Origin of the sequence: Thermococcus sp. MAR1 (assembly GCF_012027305.1) — an archaeon.
In the GTDB taxonomy this organism is placed as follows: domain Archaea; phylum Methanobacteriota_B; class Thermococci; order Thermococcales; family Thermococcaceae; genus Thermococcus.
Window position 1 is genome coordinate 1,356,692 of sequence record NZ_SNUF01000001.1, and the last position, 17,510, is coordinate 1,374,201.

General features: G+C 54.5%; 26 protein-coding genes and 1 pseudogene. 14 read left to right on the top strand and 13 right to left on the bottom strand.

What is annotated here, in order from left to right; all coding sequences use genetic code 11:
• Positions 1–90 precede the first annotated feature (90 nt).
• A complete protein-coding gene (locus E3E25_RS07725) occupies positions 91–240 on the bottom strand; it encodes a hypothetical protein (protein WP_167892499.1) in 150 nt (49 codons plus the stop codon).
• 64 nt (positions 241–304) lie between these two features.
• Between E3E25_RS07725 and E3E25_RS07730 the strand changes: the two genes are divergently transcribed.
• Entirely contained in the window at positions 305–829 is a 525-nt protein-coding gene (locus E3E25_RS07730) for a M67 family metallopeptidase (protein ID WP_167892500.1), read from the top strand.
• Here E3E25_RS07730 and E3E25_RS07735 read toward each other — a convergent pair.
• Positions 826–1,560, bottom strand: a complete 735-nt coding sequence (locus E3E25_RS07735; RefSeq protein WP_167892501.1) for a molybdopterin-guanine dinucleotide biosynthesis protein MobB — start codon at positions 1,558–1,560, stop codon at positions 826–828. The genes E3E25_RS07730 and E3E25_RS07735 overlap by 4 nt on opposite strands.
• Positions 1,561–1,569: 9 nt before the next feature.
• On the bottom strand, positions 1,570–1,785 hold the full coding sequence (locus E3E25_RS07740) for an LSm family protein (RefSeq protein WP_167892502.1): 216 nt from the start codon (positions 1,783–1,785) through the stop codon (positions 1,570–1,572).
• Between the two features lie 62 nt (positions 1,786–1,847).
• Between E3E25_RS07740 and E3E25_RS07745 the strand changes: the two genes are divergently transcribed.
• Positions 1,848–2,678 (top strand): hypothetical protein, encoded by an 831-nt coding sequence (locus tag E3E25_RS07745; RefSeq protein ID WP_167892503.1) that lies wholly within the window; start codon positions 1,848–1,850, stop codon positions 2,676–2,678.
• 235 nt (positions 2,679–2,913) lie between these two features.
• The gene (locus E3E25_RS07750) at positions 2,914–4,194 is read left to right on the top strand and encodes a sodium-dependent transporter (protein ID WP_240910796.1); all 1,281 of its coding nucleotides are present in this window, start codon (positions 2,914–2,916) and stop codon (positions 4,192–4,194) included.
• 6 nt (positions 4,195–4,200) lie between these two features.
• On the opposite strand, the gene E3E25_RS07755 is transcribed toward E3E25_RS07750, so the two are convergent.
• Positions 4,201–4,896 (bottom strand): 6-hydroxymethylpterin diphosphokinase MptE-like protein, encoded by a 696-nt coding sequence (locus E3E25_RS07755; protein ID WP_167892505.1) that lies wholly within the window; start codon positions 4,894–4,896, stop codon positions 4,201–4,203.
• Positions 4,897–5,026: 130 nt separating this feature from the next.
• Here E3E25_RS07755 and E3E25_RS07760 point away from each other — a divergent pair, with 130 nt between their 5' ends.
• The 5 genes from E3E25_RS07760 to E3E25_RS07780 are packed head-to-tail and all read left to right on the top strand — an operon-like array spanning position 5,027 to position 10,475.
• On the top strand, positions 5,027–6,586 hold the full coding sequence (locus E3E25_RS07760) for an ABC transporter substrate-binding protein (protein ID WP_167892506.1): 1,560 nt from the start codon (positions 5,027–5,029) through the stop codon (positions 6,584–6,586).
• A 47-nt stretch (positions 6,587–6,633) separates the two neighbouring features.
• Complete coding sequence (locus tag E3E25_RS07765; protein WP_370456660.1) at positions 6,634–7,653, top strand: ABC transporter permease; 1,020 nt, start codon at positions 6,634–6,636, stop codon at positions 7,651–7,653.
• A gap of 10 nt (positions 7,654–7,663) precedes the next feature.
• Complete coding sequence (locus E3E25_RS07770; RefSeq protein ID WP_167892785.1) at positions 7,664–8,512, top strand: ABC transporter permease; 849 nt, start codon at positions 7,664–7,666, stop codon at positions 8,510–8,512.
• Positions 8,513–8,517: 5 nt separating this feature from the next.
• A complete protein-coding gene (locus E3E25_RS07775; protein WP_167892507.1) occupies positions 8,518–9,489 on the top strand; it encodes an ABC transporter ATP-binding protein in 972 nt (323 codons plus the stop codon).
• Positions 9,486–10,475 carry an ABC transporter ATP-binding protein gene (locus E3E25_RS07780; RefSeq protein WP_167892508.1) on the top strand — a complete coding sequence of 330 codons (990 nt, stop codon included), beginning with the start codon at positions 9,486–9,488 and terminating at the stop codon, positions 10,473–10,475. Before E3E25_RS07775 ends, E3E25_RS07780 begins: the two co-directional genes overlap by 4 nt.
• On the opposite strand, the gene E3E25_RS07785 is transcribed toward E3E25_RS07780, so the two are convergent.
• On the bottom strand, positions 10,460–10,933 hold the full coding sequence (locus E3E25_RS07785) for a Mut7-C RNAse domain-containing protein (RefSeq protein WP_167892786.1): 474 nt from the start codon (positions 10,931–10,933) through the stop codon (positions 10,460–10,462). The two genes, E3E25_RS07780 and E3E25_RS07785, sit on opposite strands and share 16 nt — an antisense overlap.
• 51 nt (positions 10,934–10,984) lie before the next feature.
• Between E3E25_RS07785 and E3E25_RS07790 the strand changes: the two genes are divergently transcribed.
• Genes E3E25_RS07790 through E3E25_RS07805 form a run of 4 tightly spaced genes read left to right on the top strand, consistent with a single transcriptional unit; the run spans position 10,985 to position 13,140 of the window.
• Complete coding sequence (locus tag E3E25_RS07790) at positions 10,985–11,401, top strand: HEPN domain-containing protein (protein ID WP_167892509.1); 417 nt, start codon at positions 10,985–10,987, stop codon at positions 11,399–11,401.
• Positions 11,373–11,750, top strand: coding sequence for a nucleotidyltransferase domain-containing protein (locus E3E25_RS07795; RefSeq protein ID WP_167892787.1), 378 nt, complete (start codon positions 11,373–11,375; stop codon positions 11,748–11,750). The genes E3E25_RS07790 and E3E25_RS07795 overlap by 29 nt, the downstream gene beginning before the upstream one ends.
• Before the next feature lie 35 nt (positions 11,751–11,785).
• Positions 11,786–12,535, top strand: a complete 750-nt coding sequence (locus tag E3E25_RS07800) for an MBL fold metallo-hydrolase (protein ID WP_167892788.1) — start codon at positions 11,786–11,788, stop codon at positions 12,533–12,535.
• A gap of 41 nt (positions 12,536–12,576) precedes the next feature.
• Entirely contained in the window at positions 12,577–13,140 is a 564-nt protein-coding gene (locus tag E3E25_RS07805) for a nitroreductase family protein (RefSeq protein WP_167892510.1), read from the top strand.
• Here the strand turns inward: E3E25_RS07805 and E3E25_RS07810 are convergent.
• The 3 genes from E3E25_RS07810 to E3E25_RS07820 are packed head-to-tail and all read right to left on the bottom strand — an operon-like array spanning position 13,127 to position 14,610.
• The gene (locus E3E25_RS07810; protein WP_167892511.1) at positions 13,127–13,579 is read right to left on the bottom strand and encodes a dual specificity protein phosphatase family protein; all 453 of its coding nucleotides are present in this window, start codon (positions 13,577–13,579) and stop codon (positions 13,127–13,129) included. The genes E3E25_RS07805 and E3E25_RS07810 overlap by 14 nt on opposite strands.
• Position 13,580: 1 nt before the next feature.
• A complete protein-coding gene (locus E3E25_RS07815; RefSeq protein WP_167892512.1) occupies positions 13,581–14,291 on the bottom strand; it encodes a carbon-nitrogen hydrolase family protein in 711 nt (236 codons plus the stop codon).
• Complete coding sequence (locus tag E3E25_RS07820; protein ID WP_167892513.1) at positions 14,260–14,610, bottom strand: hypothetical protein; 351 nt, start codon at positions 14,608–14,610, stop codon at positions 14,260–14,262. Before E3E25_RS07820 ends, E3E25_RS07815 begins: the two co-directional genes overlap by 32 nt.
• 68 nt (positions 14,611–14,678) lie before the next feature.
• Here E3E25_RS07820 and E3E25_RS11585 point away from each other — a divergent pair, with 68 nt between their 5' ends.
• Positions 14,679–14,849, top strand: a complete 171-nt coding sequence (locus E3E25_RS11585) for a hypothetical protein (RefSeq protein WP_240910758.1) — start codon at positions 14,679–14,681, stop codon at positions 14,847–14,849.
• A 13-nt stretch (positions 14,850–14,862) separates the two neighbouring features.
• On the opposite strand, the gene E3E25_RS11590 is transcribed toward E3E25_RS11585, so the two are convergent.
• Together E3E25_RS11590 and E3E25_RS11595 are read right to left on the bottom strand one after the other, a co-directional pair.
• Positions 14,863–15,015 carry a hypothetical protein gene (locus tag E3E25_RS11590; protein ID WP_240910759.1) on the bottom strand — a complete coding sequence of 51 codons (153 nt, stop codon included), beginning with the start codon at positions 15,013–15,015 and terminating at the stop codon, positions 14,863–14,865.
• 216 nt (positions 15,016–15,231) lie between these two features.
• Complete coding sequence (locus E3E25_RS11595) at positions 15,232–15,495, bottom strand: hypothetical protein (RefSeq protein ID WP_240910760.1); 264 nt, start codon at positions 15,493–15,495, stop codon at positions 15,232–15,234.
• Positions 15,496–15,807: 312 nt separating this feature from the next.
• Between E3E25_RS11595 and E3E25_RS07830 the strand changes: the two are divergent.
• A pseudogene (locus E3E25_RS07830) lies at positions 15,808–16,248 on the top strand (GNAT family N-acetyltransferase); the annotation flags it as partial.
• Between the two features lie 30 nt (positions 16,249–16,278).
• On the opposite strand, the gene E3E25_RS07835 reads toward E3E25_RS07830, so the two are convergent.
• From E3E25_RS07835 to E3E25_RS07845, 3 genes are read right to left on the bottom strand one after another with little or no spacing between them, the layout of a single operon-like run.
• Positions 16,279–16,485 (bottom strand): hypothetical protein, encoded by a 207-nt coding sequence (locus E3E25_RS07835; protein WP_206204622.1) that lies wholly within the window; start codon positions 16,483–16,485, stop codon positions 16,279–16,281.
• A gap of 2 nt (positions 16,486–16,487) precedes the next feature.
• On the bottom strand, positions 16,488–16,976 hold the full coding sequence (locus tag E3E25_RS07840; protein ID WP_167892515.1) for a hypothetical protein: 489 nt from the start codon (positions 16,974–16,976) through the stop codon (positions 16,488–16,490).
• A 10-nt stretch (positions 16,977–16,986) separates the two neighbouring features.
• On the bottom strand, positions 16,987–17,427 hold the full coding sequence (locus tag E3E25_RS07845; protein WP_167892516.1) for an ArsR family transcriptional regulator: 441 nt from the start codon (positions 17,425–17,427) through the stop codon (positions 16,987–16,989).
• Positions 17,428–17,510 lie beyond the last annotated feature (83 nt).

Here is a 17,510-nt window from a genome sequence, read left to right on the forward strand (position 1 = left end):
GGTTCACCAATGTACCTAAATGGCATCAAAACCATAAGTTTGAGAACTCAAGATGAGGAAGCGTATAGAAATAGATGTGGAAACAGAGATTTACTCAAGTTTCTCCAGCTCGAAGACCCTTGCGTCCTTCCGCTTTAATTCCCGAACCGCGAAACGCCTTGCCTCGTCAGCAGTGTCGGTTTCGAATATTATGGTTTCGCCGTGGTTTTCTCCACCGTGGAGTGTAAGGGCCCATTTCATCGTATCACCGGCAGAGACTTCTCGGCGCTCCAAAACTTATAAGGTTAACGGGAAATTTATTGACATGATGATGGTTATTCACCCAAAAGATTTAAAACGGATTATCAAAGCAGCGGAAAATTCACGGGGGGAGATATGCGGCTTCCTCTTTGGCCACAGGGACGGGGAGCGGATTGAAGTCAAGGAAGTCCGCTTCGTCCCCAACAGACTGAGTGGAGATGCCTTCGAGATGGAGCCGCTCGAAATGGTGAGGGCCATCGACGATGCCGAGAAACGGGGCCTTGAGGTGGTAGGCATCTTCCATTCCCATCTGAAGTGCCCGCCGAGACCGAGCGGCAGGGATTTAGGGGGCATGAGGCTCTGGCCGGTCGTCTGGCTGATAGTTACGTCGAAGGGCGAGGTTAGAGCATGGATTCTGAAGGAGGGAAAGGTTGAGGCGGTGGAGGTTGAGGACGAGGTTGACTCTGTTAGGGGGGATATAGAGGAACTCGCCAAGAGCGTGAGGAGGGGGATGTTCAACGGAGGAGGAACAGGGAAAGAACTCGAAGAATTGAGAATCGAAGCCCACGCACAGAGGGAACTTGATTAATCGTCCCTAATCACGATCTCTATCCTTCTCCCCTCGCGGTAGCCCTTCATAGCCGAGAGCATGCCTTTGATAGTTTTCTCGACGAGCTCCTGCACCCAGTCCTTCATGGGCAATGGTTGCCCGTCTATCTTAACGGTCACCTTGGGCTTTGAGCTGAGGACAACGCAGTCCCTCAGCGTTTTCTCGCCGCTCACTATCATCCTGGCCATTTCCGCACAGCGGAAGCCGCAGAGGCCGCAGTCTATGTTGGGGAGCATGAAGGCCCTCTTCTCCACCAAATCCGCTAGCTTTTCCGGCTCTTTGGTGGCATCTATAACCTGGAGACCATCTACCTCATCAACGCCGGCTGAGGCAATGACCCCACTCACCGCTATTGCTAGGCCGTCGTTGAGCTCCCTGACTTCATTTGCGTCCCTCGCGCATATGACCTTGGGGACGTGCTGAAGGTATTTGAACCCCTCGAGCAGGAGGAAATCGGCGGAGATCATCGAGAAGAGCGCGTTGATGTCCTTGGCGTTGAAGAGCAGTGCATCGGTATCGTTCGCCCTGAGGAGGACGGCATCGGCGACCTTTGAGAAGCGCCACGTATCGCTCCCCTCTCTGTCGAAGTCGGCGTGCATGCTCTTAGCTATTACCACCCGGTAGCCGCGTTCCTTCAAAACCTTCGCGACGGCCTCAACCGTCGTCGTTTTCCCGCTCTTCTTGAAGCCCACGAAGGCAATGCCCCTCATCCGAATCCCTCACAGGAGCATTATCCAGTTGAGGTCGTCTATCTTCACCACGAGGGCCTTTGCCCTGTTTCCCGCTATATCGACGACGTCCCTCAGGAGTATGACCTCCTCATCGAAGTCCTCCAGGATTCCGGTGAAGGAATGCTCGTTGCTAACCGCCAGGGCAACCCTCTTCCCCTTCCAGGTCTCAAGGGTCTTATCAAGCAGGTACTGCTTCTCGCCCATGCGCTCACCTCCAGAAACCAAAAGCCTATAAGGCTTTTAACCGTTTCCGGTTCGGTGATAGAATGAGGTTCGTCACGAAGAGTGAGGCTGTGAAGAAATCCTTTTTCGAGGATCTGAGGAAAGCTGGAATAAAGTTCGAGCTTCATGAGAGACTTGGATACGAGGCGTTCGTGGGGTACCTGCTCGAGGGGACCCTTGAGGAGATAAGCGCGCAGATAGACGTCATAGAGGGGGCAGACAGGGAGGCCCTCAGGGAGGGCTTCGTCTCCTTCAGGGAGAGCCTCAACCACATACTTGAGCACATCAAGGTCGGCGAGAGGTTCGAGACGCTCCTTCAGGAGGGCCCATGGGTGGCTGAACTCCTCGACCAGCTCACAAGGAACGGGGCAATAGACTACAGCGACGGCGTCATCAAGCTGAAGGAAGGAGTTGACGTCACGAAGCTCCGCTTCGAGTTTAAGTTCCCCTTTAACCTCGTCCACAGCCCCGAGAGCGCCGAGAGGATAGCCAAGCAGTTCGCGTTTACAGACCTAACCATGGAGTACGAGTTCGAGATACTCGAGCTGGACATAGGCAAAATAAACACCCTCGGAAAGATCGCAGCGCGCTACTTCCCCGAGGATTACCTCCTCAGGGTCTACTTCGCGCTGATAGGCCGCTCGATTCTCTCTGGGGAGATACTCAAGTCCCTCGGCAACGAGAAGGTTCCTGAGGAAGACCTGGTCAAGGCGTTCGTGAGGGCCTCACCCATCTCGATACCCACGGAGAAGGGAACCCTCGTCATCAACTACTCCCCAAAGGCCGTCGAGGAGGTTCTCCGCTTCCTCAAGAGGGCAGGCTACATCGAGATAAAGGCTGGAAAGGTGAAGAAGCTCAGGGACCTAAACTCATAATTTATTTTTGATTTTTTGTTATTGAAAACTTAACTTGGAATGTAAACGGTTGTATATCCCCCAATGGGATATGTTAAAACATGAACAATTATTTGGAAACAGAACGTCACGTTATTTAGATTTTCGACGCTCTTGTTTTCTGTTTTTAACTGTTAAAAAATTATAACAACTTCGAGAAGAAAATGATATATACTATCAAATCTCCAATGGACTGAGGTGGTCTTCCGTGAACAGAATGAGTCTTGGATATCTAAGCTTGGTCGTGGCGGCCTTTATGATAGGTCTCGGAAACATATGGAAGTTCCCGGCCCTGGCATTCCAGCACGGACTTGGAGGAATAATAGTGTACGTAATCTTCGTCGCAATGATGATTCCCCTTATAGCGGTTGCCCTGGAGAGCACCAAACACAAGAGGTATGAACTGCTCGAATATTACCTAAAGGAGTACCAAAGGCCCGCGTTTGGCTTCATGTTCCTACTGTTCAACATACTCCTCTTGAGCTACTATTCGATAGTCGGGGGATGGACCCTCAGTTCTCTGGTCATTGAAGACGTTACCTCCAGTTTTACCGGGAACATCATTACTTTGCTCTTCGTCTTTGCACTGCTGATATTGATACTGGTCAGGGGAAGGGAGAAAACGCTTGACGTTATGGTTATCTCCGTTGGTCTGTTTTTCCTGGCAGTTGTAGCCACGATAATCGGCATGTACACTACCGTTCCGGACAAAGGGGCAATAGGACACTTCATAGGACAAGCGTTTGCATGGAAAGGAATAAGCGGCACGACCATCAAAGATATGGCAGTGCAAGCCGCATATTCCGTGAGTCTCGGTATGGGTTTCTACCTAATCCTCGGTGCATTCCTTCCAGATGAGATATCGGGAACAAAGCTCGCTTCTATTGGAGTGGCCCTTGATACGTTTGCCTCAATATTGGCCACCTTTGTCATCGCAATGGTCCTCGCGGTTGACCCGAGCATACCAATCCAGGGGACGGCATTGCTCTTCCAGGGGCTTCCACGGGTGATGCTTGATATCCTAAAACTTCCAGCTCTCCTATACCTCCTCAGCTTCGCGGTCTTCCTTGCGGCACTGTCAAGTATGATCCCAATTGGAGAGACCATCGTGAGAATATACGAGGAGTTCACGAGACTCCCCAGGGAGAAGGCAGTTATTATCATCATCGGAGCAACCGCGGTAATTGGTCTCGCAAACGTTTTTGGAATGCACTTCGGCGTTGACACCATTACCGTTCTTGACGGTGCGGTGTCCACCTTCGTCCTCTTTGGAGGGATAATAGCCGCTTGGGCGGCGATAGAGCACAGGGAGTACGTTCCAAAGGAGGTAAAAAACGCCGCGTATCCAGGCATTGTCCTTGTGGGAATACTTGGACTTTATTCGCTATTCCACATGATTAAGGGAGGACAGTACGTCTCGTTTGTGCTTTTGGTCGGCATAGTTGGAATGGCCCTTGCGTTGAATGGCAAGCTAAGGGATTATCTTGAGGCAAGGTAAAGTACTTCAGAGCGTTCTTACCTTTGCTTTTCCATTTTTCTTCAGCCATTCCAGCAGTTCCTTTGCGAACTCAAACTTCTTCCTCTTGCTCTCCCAGACCGGAACGTGCTCCCTCAAGCCGGGCTTGCTCCACCTCCCCACGGTCTCGCCGAAGTCGAAGCCGACGAGGATTATTTCCCTCGCCCCCAGTTCCTCTGCCAGAAAAGCGGCCCTGTCGCCGTCAGTAAAGCCGCCGAAGTTGTAAACTATGTCCAGCGGTTCAGTCTGGGTCGTTCCCAGTATCCTAGAGAAGAGCGGCACGTAGGCGGTCAGTTTATCCACGTTGTCACCGTGCGCATGGACCACCATGAACGCTCCCCGGTCGTTTGCCAGCTTCAGATCGGGAATCCTGCCGTCGAGGTCGGAAACGATGATGTCGGGCACCATATCATGCTCGAGGAGCGCTGATGTTGCCCCATCGGCCGCTATAAGAGTCCCATCTGAGAAGTCGTGCTCTGCCAAAGCATTCTCCAGACTTGGACCGCAACCGAAGACGTAGACCCTTTTCCCGACGACGGTGGCTAACTCATCCCTCAGGATGTACTCATCACCCTCAAGGAGCAGTGCCCTCAGGATTCTGGCGGATCTTCTGTCTCCCTCCACCGAGTACCCCATCTCCCGAACGATGCGGAGGTAGAAGGGCCTCCATTCTTCCCAGTCCATGGGTAAAGATGGAGACGGAGAATATATCAACTTTATCCCCGCCCCAAGTTCGAACTTCGTCGGTTCGATAATGAACACTACGAAAGGTTTAAATCCATGGATGTTCGTAAATATCCATCGGTGACACCTTATGCGACGGCAGTACGCGACATTGGCTCTGGTGTTTTTGGTTGTTTTTTCTGTAGTCGCCAGCGGCTGCATCAGCGGCGGCGGAGGCGGCGGTGAAGAGCAGCCAACGACGATAGTCATAGGAGTCACTGATAAGGTGACTGACCTCGATCCGGCCAACGCCTACGACTTCTACACCTGGGAGGTCCTCAACAACGTCATGGAGGGCCTGGTGAAGTACAAACCAGGAACCCTCGAAATCGAGCCGGCTTTGGCCGAGAGCTGGGAGGTCAACGAGGACTCTACCGTTTGGACCTTCCACCTGAGGAAGGACCTTAAATTCGCGGACGGAACCCCCCTAACAGCTAAGGACGTTGTTAGGAGCATTGAGAGGGTAATGACCATCCAGGGTGACCCGTCCTGGCTCGTTACGGACTTCGTGGACAAGGTGGAAGCCAAGGACGATTATACTGTTGTCTTCTACCTCAAGCAGCCCACCGCATACTTCCTGGCCCTTCTCACGACCCCGCCGTACTTCCCGGTCCACCCCGACTACGCCCCGGACCAGATACAGAGCGACCAAACAGCTGGCGGTGCGGGTCCCTACAAGATAACCAAGTGGGTGCGCGATGAGGAGCTCGTCCTCGAGGCCAACCCGAACTACTACGGCGAGAAGCCCAAGACAGAAAAGATAATCATCAAGTTCTACCGCGACGCGTCAACTATGCGCCTCGCCCTCCAGAACGGTGAGATAGACATCGCCTGGAGGACGCTCAGGCCGAGCGACATAGACAGCCTGAAGAAGGACGGAAACTTCAACGTCATAGAGGTTCCGGGTGGGTTCATCCGCTACATCTGCCTCAACACCAAGAACGACCCAACGAGCAACGTCAAGGTCAGGCAGGCGCTTGCTGCAGCAGTCAACAGGCCGGAGATAGCCCAGAAGGTCTTCATGGGAACTGTCGAGCCCCTCTACAGCCTGGTTCCGAACGGAATGTGGAGCCACAAGGACGTCTTCAAGGATAAGTACGGCGACGGCAACCTGGAGCTGGCAAAGAAGCTCCTAAGCGAGGCCGGCTACTCCGAGAGCAACCCGCTGGAGATACAGCTCTGGTACACGCCGACCCATTACGGCGACACCGAGGCGGACCTCGCCCAGATACTCAAGGAGCAGTGGGAGAAGACCGGAATGATAAAGGTCACCATCAAGAGCGCCGAATGGGGAACCTACACAGACTACGCCAGGAACGGCCAGATGCAGGTCTACCTGCTCGGCTGGTATCCGGACTACCTCGACCCCGATGACTACACCACGCCGTTCCTCAAGACCGGCGCCAACAAGTGGGCGGGAACCGGCTACTCCAACCCGACGATGGACGACCTCTTGAGCCAGGCCCAGAGGCTCAGCGACCAGAACGAGAGGACGAAGCTCTACGAGCAGGTTCAGGACATACTCGCCCAGGACGTTCCGTACATACCGCTGATACAGGGCAAGCTCTTCGTGGTGACCCAGAAGAACGTCAAGGGAGTGACCATAGGCCCGGACATGATATTCCGCTACTCGACCCTCTACAAGGAGTGATTTCCTTCTTTCACTCCTTTTTGTCTCAACTTTAAAGGGGTGATAACGTGGCCAGGGGACTTGGGCAATACATAATAATCAGGGCGCTGATGATAATCCCCACGATCCTCATTCTCTACACCCTCGTGTTCTTCTTCCTGAGAATCCTTCCCGGAAACCCCGTTATGGCAGTCGTGGGAACGAAGAACATTCCCCCGGAGCAGCTGGAGCACCTGATGCACATGGCCGGGCTGGACAAGCCCCTCTACGTCCAGTACTTCGACTACCTCAAGGGCGTCCTCCACGGCGATTTCGGCGTTACTCTGGCGTTTCCAATGGGGAAGCCCGTGTGGGACTACATAGCCCAGCGCTTTCCGGCGACGCTTGAGCTGGCCCTCTGGGCCTTCACCGTCAGCGTTCTCCTCGGCCTCCTCACGGGAGTGATAGGGGCAACGAAGAAGGGGACGAAGACCGACAGTGCCATGAGGGTCTACAGCATCGTCGCATACACCCTCTTCATACCCTGGTTCGGCATGATGCTCCAGTACCTCTTCGGAATCCACCTGCACTGGCTGCCCACTTCGGGCAGGCTCGACCCCGGAATAAACCTTCACGCGGTAACAGGCCTCTACGTCCTGGACAGCATAATAACCGGGAACTGGGACGCGCTGGTGAGCTCGGTGAGGCACCTGATTCTGCCCGCTTTGACACTCGGAATCGTTCTCAGCGGTGCCTACACGAGACTGGTGAGGAACAACATGGTTGACGTCCTCAGTCAGGACTTCATAAGGGCCTACCATGCGAGGGGGGTGGAGGATAGAAAGGTCATGTGGTACGCGCTGAAGAACGCCTTCATACCCGTCGTTACCCTCATGGGACTCCAGTTCGCCATACTCCTCGGCGGTGCGGTTCTTACCGAGACGACCTTCAGCTGGCCGGGAATGGGAACGTTCCTCGTGGACAGGATAGACTACCGCGACTACAACGCCATACAGGGCGCGGTGATATTCTTCGCCTTCTTCGTAGGGATCATCAGCCTCATAGTGGACATAGTCTACGCACTCCTCGACCCAAGGGTGAAGTACTGAGGTGGTGGAGATGGAGATAGCAGGAAAACTTACCGAGTTCGTCTTTGGAAAGAAGCCCGGCAGGGGTATGCTCATCTTCGGCATAATCATCGTCCTCATTGTGGTCATGATGGCCCTCTTCGCCCCCTGGATAGCACCCTACGACCCAACGCAGAGCAGCGACGACGTTTTTGCCCCGCCAAGCTGGAACCACCTAATGGGCACCAACAGGCTCGGCCAGGACATGTTCTCCAGGATAGTCTGGGGCTCAAGGGTCGTCCTCTACGTCGTATTCATAGCGACGCTGCTCTCGATGGCGATAGGAATTCCCCTCGGACTGCTATCCGGCTACCACGGTGGGAAAATCGACAGAACGCTGAGCGTGATAATGGACAGCATCTACGCGTTCCCGGCTTTGATCCTCGCGATGGTCATCGCGGTGGTTCTGGGCCCGAGTCCAATAAACACGGCCATAGCGATAAGCTTCGTCTACGTGCCGACCTACTTCAGGATGGTTCGCGGGCAGACACTCAGCTTCACCGGCCAGCTCTTCGTTGAAGCAGCTCACGCGATAGGAGCGAGGGACAGGGAGGTCATGTTCAAGTACATCCTGCCCAACCTCGCACCGACGATACTCGTCGTCTTCACCCTGAGTGTAGCAGATGCAATACTGACGGAGGCCGGCCTGAGCTTCCTCGGCCTGTCGGTGACTCCTCCAACCCCGGACTGGGGATACGACCTGCGCGTCGGCCAGCCGTTCCTGCTCGACGGCTACTGGTGGCTGGTCTTCTTCCCGGGAATAATGATAATGCTCCTGGCCATGGCCTTCGCGCTGATAGGAGAAGCCCTCAGCGAGAGGCTCTCCCTTGGAACGAGGTGATGTGAATGTTACTTGAAGTCAAAAACCTTAGCATCTACTACTACACCCTCGCCGGGGTCGTCAAAGGGGCCGAAAAAGTTACGTTCAGCATAGGCAGGGGAGAGTGGGTCACCTTCGTCGGGGAGAGCGGAAGCGGAAAATCTACCGTCGCCCACGCGGTAATGAACCTGGTTCCTTCCCCGGGGAAGATAGTCTCGGGAGAGGTCATCTTCGAGGGAAAGGACCTCCTCAAGCTCAGCAAGGACGAGCTCAGGCAGATCCGCGGAAAGGACATCAGCATGATATTCCAGGACCCGATGACCAGCCTCGACCCCCTCAGGAAAGTCGGCGACCAGATGGTCGAGGTCATGACCGTCCACGGTATCGAGGAGGATGAAGCTAAAGAGAGGGCGAAGGAGCTCCTCGAGAAGGTCAACCTTCCGCGGGACAGGCTCGACTACTATCCACATCAGCTTTCAGGAGGGCAGAGGCAGAGGATAAGCATAGCGATGGCGATGGCCTTCAACCCGAAGCTGCTCATCGCGGACGAGCCGACTACTGCCCTAGACGTTATCGTGCAGGACTCCATAATGGACCTCATAGATGCCCTCAAGGCCGAGGGAACGAGCATCTACTTCGTTACCCACGATATATCTCTTGCAGCCGAGAGGAGCGACAAGATAGCCGTCATGTACGCGGGGAAGCTCGTTGAGTTCGGAACCGTTGAACAGATAGTCGAGAACCCGCTCCATCCGTACACAAAGGCGCTCATCGAGGCGGTTCCAGATCTCTGGAAGGAGAGCGAGGTCAGGGCGATTCCTGGCTATCCGCCCGACCTGAGGAACCCGCCGTCGGGGTGCAGGTTCCACCCGAGGTGTCCGGTTTTCAGGGAGCGTTCTGCTCTTAAGGGCCTCTGCGACTCCAGGGAGCCCGAAATGATAGAGTACGAGAAGGGTCACTTCGTGGCCTGCCATCTCTACGGGGGTGCGGGGGAATGAGCGAGCCACTGCTTCGCGTTGAGAACCTGAAGAAGTACTTCCCAATCAAGAGGAACATCCTGGAGACCCTTAGGAAGGCCCCGGTCCGGTACGTCAAAGCGGTTGACGGTATCAGTTTCGAGATAGCCAGGGGAGAGGTTTTAGCCCTCATCGGCGAGAGCGGTTGCGGTAAAACGACCGCCGGAAGGACAGTTCTGAGGCTTATAGAACCAACCGACGGCAGGATAATCTTCGACGGAACGGATATAACGAAGCTCTCCCGCGAGGAGATGAGACCCTTCAGGCGGAGAATGCAGATAATCTTCCAGGATCCCTACGCCAGCCTGAGCCCCAGGATGAAGATCGGCGATGCGATAGCCCATCCGCTCCTCGTTCATGGGATAGCCGAGAAGGAGGAAGCGAGGGAGCTTGCCCTAAAAATGCTCAAACGCGTTGGTCTAACGCCAGAGGATGAGTTCTACGACCGCTATCCCCACCACCTGAGCGGCGGCCAGAGACAGCGCGTTGTTATAGCCAGGGCAATGATACTCAAACCGGAGTTCGTGGTGGCTGATGAAGCTGTTTCGATGATAGACGTTTCCATGAGGGCATCAATCCTGGAGCTTCTCGAATCGTTCAGGGAGGAGTACAACCTAAGCCAGCTCTTCATAACCCACGACATAGCGGTCGGCAAGCTCATAGCGGACAGGATAGCGGTGATGTACCTTGGAAAAATAGTCGAGATCGGCCCGACCGATGAGGTCCTGAAGAACCCGGCGCACCCCTACACCATGGCCCTCATCCAGGCGGTTCCATCGATAGCGCGCAGGAAGAAGGAGAAGAAGCTCAAGATAACGGGAGAGGTTCCCAACGCCGCCAACCCGCCGAAGGGATGCCGCTTCCATCCCAGGTGTCCATTCGCGAGTGAGACCTGCAGGGCCCACGAGCCGGAGCTGGTGGAGATAAGCCACAACCACTTCGTTGCCTGCCATCACCCGCTCCGCTGATTTTTTCTTAATTTCAGGTCTATTTTCAGCATTTCCCGCCACTGCCTCCCCGGCCAGTATATCTGACCGCAGTTTTGGCAGACGTAGAACTCGTCATAGCGCTCGTAAACGCTCTCTGGGACCCTACCTTTAACCTCCCCCTTAGAGGCGGGCCTTATCGGTCCGTTGCATTTGGGACAGCGTGCATTCGCTGGAAAGAGCTCCCTGAACTCCACACCAAAACGCCTGAGTTCCTCAACCTGCCCCTCAAGGGAATTCGAGTTGAGGAGGATTGACTTAATCCCCAGCTTTTCGGCCCTCTTTGCGAGGGCAGAGTCCCTTGTCAGGAGAACCCGGTTCTCAGCCAGGGCAACCCGGAGTATCTCATCGTCGTCTTCCACCCCATAAAGGGTATCGTGGCCATAAAGCCTAAGCCACCTCGCGAGTCTTCCAAGCATCATGTCGGCTATGAACCTCATGGCCATCGAAAGGTATTAAGGGAAAACCATTAAAGTAGTTCCGGTGGTGGGATGCACTACGAGGAAGTTGAGACGCTCTTAAGACGCTCTGAGGACTACCTTGAGCTGGCAAATGAAGCCTTTGAAAGGGAGAAGTACGATACGGCTGTTTTTCTGGTCGAGCAGGCCCTTCAGCTCTACCTCAAGGCGGTGATAATAAAGTACTCCGATGTGAGGCTCAGAACCCACTCGATAAGGGAATTATTGAAGGGAGTTGGCGATGCGCTGGAAGCGGAGGACAGAATTGTCGAGTTCATAAGGCAAAACAGGGGACTCCTACGGGAACTGGAAGATGCCTATACAAAGGCCCGCTACGAGCCGAGAATCTACTACCGCGAAGACGCCCAAGAGTTGATGGAATTCGCACTGAAGGTTTGGGACTTCGTGGAGGGACTTGTTGATGCGTTCGAGAGAAGAATTGAGGAGTAAGCTCATCAGGCGGGGCAGAAAACGCTACCTCATGATAAGGAACTACCGGAAGTATTTGCCCTCCATAAAGCGGGCCTGTGAAGAGGTTTTTGGAGAGTGCGAGGTCTATGTCTTTGGGAGTGTTCTAACCGGAAGGTTTACCGCCGGAAGCGACGTTGACCTGCTGATAAAGGTGGAGAAAGTTCCCGAAAGCCTGAAAGAGCGGGCAAGACTTGAAATCGAAATTGAAGAGCTCGCAAATCTGCCGGATTACCATCCCTTCGAGTTCCACATCGTTGATGAGAAGGGGTTCAGGAGGTACGTCGAGGTTTTAAAGGTCAGCCCAGTCAAAGTCGAGGAACTTTTATAACGCCCTATTTCACAGCCATGAAATAGGTGGTGGATTTGATAGTCTACTTCATCGGCACCGGCGGAAGCGAGGGGATTCCTGCTCATCTATGCACCTGTCCGACATGCAATGAAGCCAGAAGGTTTGGTTTTGCCCAGAGACTGCCTTCAACGCTGGCCATCATAACCGAAAGGGGAAAAGCGGTTCTCTTCGACGTTGGAACCGACATAAGGGACTTCCTGAACGTTCCGCTGGAGGCGATTTTCCTCACCCACTGGCACCACGACCACATCTACGGCCTCTATAAGCTCAGATGGATGGCACTTGAAACCCCGCTCTACGCTCCAGAGGGACACGCGGATGCTCTAATCCTCAACGAACCCAAGAACCTCCAGCCGAGAACGATAAAGCCCTTTGAGAGGGTTGAACTCGACACCCTTAGAATCACCGCCCTAAAGCTCAACCATCAGGTTGAGACCCTCGGCTACCTCATCGAGGAGGACGGAAAGAGCGTTGCAATACTCTACGATACTAAGGGCCTCCCGAAGGAGACGTGGGAGTTCCTCAGGGAGAAGGCCCCACTCAGACTGGCGATAGTTGACGCGACCTATCCGCCGGGCTTTAATGACCCCTACCACAACAACGTTGACGAAGCGGCTGAGATAGGGCTTAAGCTCGCCGAGAGAACCGTCCTCAGCCACATCTCCCACAAAAACCTGCCCTTCCTTGAGCTGACCGAGTACGTAAGGAAGAGGTGGAGGAACAAAGTCCTCGTCGCCTACGACGGGATGGTGTTCTACGTCTAAACGTTTTTATCAGCTTTTGCTCAAGGGGAACCGGTGATGCCATGCGCGTTCTTGAGCTGGCGAAGAGGAGGAAGACAGTGAGGCGGTTTCTCTCCGAGAGGCCCCCGAAGGAAGATTTGATGAAGGCCATCAAAGCCGCTAAGGAAGCACCGAGCGGCATGAACGCCCAGCCATGGAAGTTCGTAATCATCGACGACGAGTGGCTGAAGGGGAAGATAAGGGAGTTCTGCGAGAGCGAGGAGGAAAAGTTTTATTCCAGAACCAAAGGCGACCTGATGGCCTGGCTGAACGCGAAGGGGTTCAAGCCGGAGAAGCCCTTCCTGAGCGAGGCCCCCTACCTGATCCTCGTCTTCGGACACACCAGAGCCCCCTACTGGCTCCAGTCAACGTGGATAGCGGTCGGATACCTTCTCCTTGCGCTCGAAGAGCTCGGCCTCGGAACGGTAACTTACACCCCTCCGAATCCGAAACCGGTCGAAGAGCTCCTAAAGGCCCCTCCCGAATACAAGCTCCAGACGATACTGCCCGTCGGTTACCCCGCAGACCCGAAGCCGAAGTACGAGAGGAGAAAGCTGGAAGAGGTTGTGTCCTTCAACGGCTTCTGAGGAGCCTTTCAAGTTCTTTTAAAACTCCCATCTGCTCCTCCACCTCAACCGCACCGGGCCTCAGGGAGCGGACCCTTCTCAGGGCCTCGCGCAGGGGGAGGCCCTTCGAGTACATGAGCCATGCAACGGCAACCGTCCCACTCCTCCCGAGGCCTCCCATGCAGTGGATCAGGACCTTTTTGCCCTCCGCAACCCTCGCCTCAATCCAGCGGAGGATTTCGAGGAGTTGCCCCAGGTCAGGGGCCGAGAAATCCCGAACGGGACTGTGGAGAACCTCAACGCCCCGTCTTTGCCATTCGCTTAGGCTGTAGAGGAGCTCAAACTCCTCAACGAGAACCACCACCGCATCGAAGGTTACGGCAACTTCGCCTATCTCACTCCTCGCCGGCATCCGCGAGAATGCAACGTTATCGTCGACGAATCTGGCCGGGCGCCACATGCTACCACCGGTCTGAGCTTTGCGATGGGAACTTAAGACCTTTGGTCTGAACTTCCACAACCAGCGTCCCATCCCCATCTGACGATGCCACGAGCTTTCCATCGGAACTGAAAACCCAAGCCCCGCCCGGCGGGTAGCTGTTTACGACGAAGGTCTTGGCTCTGAGGAGCTTAATCCTCCCGGCCATTGCCTTCACATCCTCCTCGTTCGGCTCGCCGTAGTCCGGCGAGTACTCCATCGGCACGAAGATGAAGTCCGGCTTTTTGTGCTTAATCCACTTCGCTATCTTCTTGTTATAGAGGTCGCCACAGATGATTATCGCGGCCTTTCCAAACTCCGTCCACGCTGTTCTCACCGTGTTCCCTGTGCAGAACTTGTAGGGTTCTTGAAACTTGCGGTGCCTCAGCAGAACCTCGCCGTTCCGGCCGATCAGGAGGGCGGAGTTGTAGGTACAGTTTTTGTAGGGTTCGAGAAGACCGAAGACGACGTAAACGCCCGCCTCCCTGGCAAGCCCGCTCACCCGAGCAACGATCTCGCCGTAAAGCTCCGCCCCGCTGAAGTCCCACTCCTCAAAGCCAGTTAAACAGTACTCCGGGAAGACGACGAAGTCAGGGTCGTGCTCCAGGGCCTCCTTAAAGCGCTTTTTAAACTCCCGCCAGTTGGCCTCGAAGTTTCCAGCCTCAACCTTCATCGGGATTAGAGCCACCTTCATTTTTCAGCCTCCCTGAGATGTATCCCTTTAAGCCGTCCAACGCAACCACCAGGATTCCAACCGCCACGAACTTCCAGGGATCCTCCTCTTTTCTCCCCATGAGGTACAGAACCACAAATAGGAAAGCCAAAGAGATTGCCCTCTCGGCAGCTTTACCAAGTTTGAGCTTATCTGAGGTAGCTAACGCCATTAGGTAGAAGGCCACAAGGAGGAAGTAGAACCTGCCAATGAAATAAGCTGGGAGGAAGAAGAGGGCTATCAAGAAGACCGCTCCAAAAACTGCGAGGGCATCTCTGAGGGGATTCTTCATCCCGTACACCTCGTCTGAATTTTAACTCACAGGTAACTTTAAAAACTTTTTCCGGTTGTAATTCTGGGGGTGTCCAGATGAGAGCCCACTCCTTCGGCGCTGAGACCGTTCCAGTCGCCATGGCCGGTGACCTTGTCGTTGGAAGCGTCCACGGCGGGAGAAACTACAAAATAATGCTGGCGAGGATCAACGGAGAGGAAATCGTCGAAACCCGCTTTCTGGCCAGCAAAAACGACTGGGAAGGGTAAGGGCATAGCGGAATTAGATGACGGCTACATAATCGGAGGTGCTGTCGAAGGGAGGGCTACCCCCGACGGAGGAAACGGCTGGAAGGCCTATCTGGTAAGACTCGACGAGAGCCTGAACGTCCTCTGGGAGAGGAAGCTTAACGTTAGAAACAACGGAGCAGTTCACTCAATCCTCCCCACTGGAGATGGATTCTTCATCGCAGGAGAAACCGGAAGGCCCGGAGACAAGGGGTTCCTCATCGGAAAGGTTTCCCCCGAGGGAGAGCTCCTCTGGCTGAAAGACTTCGGGAGCTGGGAGGATCCCGTCTTCACCTCTCTGCTTCAGTCCAAGGATTCCCTTCTCCTCATCGGGAGCGTTAAAGAGAACGGCTGGCAGGTTAAGTCATTTGATTTTGACTCCGATGGAGAGCTTCGCCGCGAGGAAACCCTCACAGAAGGAATAGCCTTCACCGCCTGCCGCTGGCAGGAAAAGCTCGTCTTGGCCGGCTACCGCGGGGAGAACTTCTGGGTTCGGGTTGGCAACGCCGACGTAGTTCTCAGCGAGGGAGCCGCGACTCCCCTGCTGCCAATCGGAGATAAGCTCCTTGTCGGGGGCGAGCTCAACGGAAACGCCGCTGTGTTGAGATTTCCAGGGAAGGGGAGCCAAAGGTAAAGGAGCTCTGGAACGACGGATGGATGGAGGTGCTAAGGGAGGACATCGCCATCGGTGTGAGGAAAGGAGAGAAGATTGAGATGGTATTTCAGTCAATCTGAGGCCGATACGCGTTCCATTTATTCTTAAATCAAACAAAAGAAGTCCATATTTTCGTATGGTTACTCCGTATGGTCCTGTGAGGTGATGCCCATGCGTCCGATAGTGTTGAAGGGCGAAAAGGTCTCTCTTGGGATACTCCTCCGTGATGACCTAAAGAAGAGCTGGGAATAGTTCAACGAGAGGAGCACGGTTAGGAATCTCTTCAACTCGGCCCATTTCACACTTCCCGAGGAAGAGGAGGAGTTCTACGAGGAGCTAAAAAAGAACAAGGACAAGATGCCGACGTTCGCAGTGATAGAAAACGAGGAAGAAAAGCTCATCGGGATAGCGGGCTTCAACTGGATCAACTGGGGGGCAAGGTGGGGGGAGATACTCTACTACCTCTCGCCGGAGGAGAGGGGAAAGGGCTACGGGACGGAGGTGGTAAAGCTCCTCTGCGAATACGCCTTCGCTCACCTCAACCTCCGCAAGGTCTGGGCGAAAGTCCATGAGGACAATCTGCCATCAATCAGAGTTCTCGAAAAGAACGGCTTTGCTCTCGCCGGCAGGCTGAGGGAGCACGTCTGGAGCGACGGGAGATACCTCGACGAGCTGATATACGAGAGGTTTAGAGAGAACTATGAACGACCCGCCAAAACAACTTGAAAGGGAAATTTTTAGATGAAAACAGAGTGGCTATCTCCTAGAAAACCTGAAAAGCGTCTCCCTAAGCGGCGTGGACGGGTTGAAGTAGTTAACCAACTCCTCAACAATCTCATCAGGAAGGCCGCTCTCCACAAGTTCCCTCCTGAACCACCGCTTCGCCCGATTTGATACTCCAACTATGCCAGCCATCCTGAACGCCAGCACTGGCAGTCGAAGAAAAAAGTGAAAGAGCCCCAAGCTCACTCCTCCTTTCGCTCATTCCCTCCGGGGCCCCGCGGGGGGCCGGGAATATTTATGTTGCCGAAACCCCCTCTTCCAAAGTTGGCCAAAATCTCCATGAGCTTCTTGCCGGGGTTTATGCTGTCCATGTACTCCTTCGTCAGCTCAAGGGCCGCTTCCCCGTCCATCCCCGCCTCAGCCAGGTTCTTGTAGAACTCGGCCACGCTCCTGCCCATAGCCTGAACCCTCTCCGGGCTGTACAGTTCATTGAGGAGCTCCTTGAGTGGCACGAGGATATCCTCTATCATGTCCCCTACCTTATCCATTATGGCCGGTATCTTTTCGAGGTCTTTGTCGCCCTCGTAGGTCTCGATGAGGTCTTCCACGATCTCGGCCTTCTTTTTGAGGAGCTCGACCTCCTCCTCAGTTTTTGCGTTCCTTATCCCCTCGACCAGCTCGTCGAGGAGCTCCTCCAGTTTCTTCGGGGTTCCTACCTTTTCGTCCACCATATCAACCACCTCAATAATCGTTAGTCTGGTCAAACCTAATCGGCATTCCGATCATTTCGAGCCACTTTTTGACCACTTCGCGGGAGAGTGCATAGACCTTTCCCCTCTCACCGGGAACCTCGACAACGATACCTAAATCAATCAGCTCCTTTAATTTGGCCCTAACAGTATTCCGCGAGGCCTTTCCGCGCCTGCCCTTCAGCTCCCGCGCTATCTGGCTCACGTTCGCCCTCTTCAGGTCGAAGAGAATCCGGACGATTTCACGCGATATGGGGTCATGCTTTATCTCAGGGACGGCAACTTCTATGCCAAGCACGCCGTACTGGGCGTAGAGGTTGATGAGCCTCAGATAGGCCTGTGCCATCTGGGAGACCACTGCGAAGCTCTCCCTGAGCTCCTCAAGTGCCTTCCTGAGCTCCTGAACTTCCCTGGCAAGGTCTTCATCGGGCATGATTGTCCATAGAGTGGTTAATCATTTAGTCTTTCCGGTCAGGGGTGAGCATCTCGGTAATCCAGACGTAGCGGTTCGCCCTC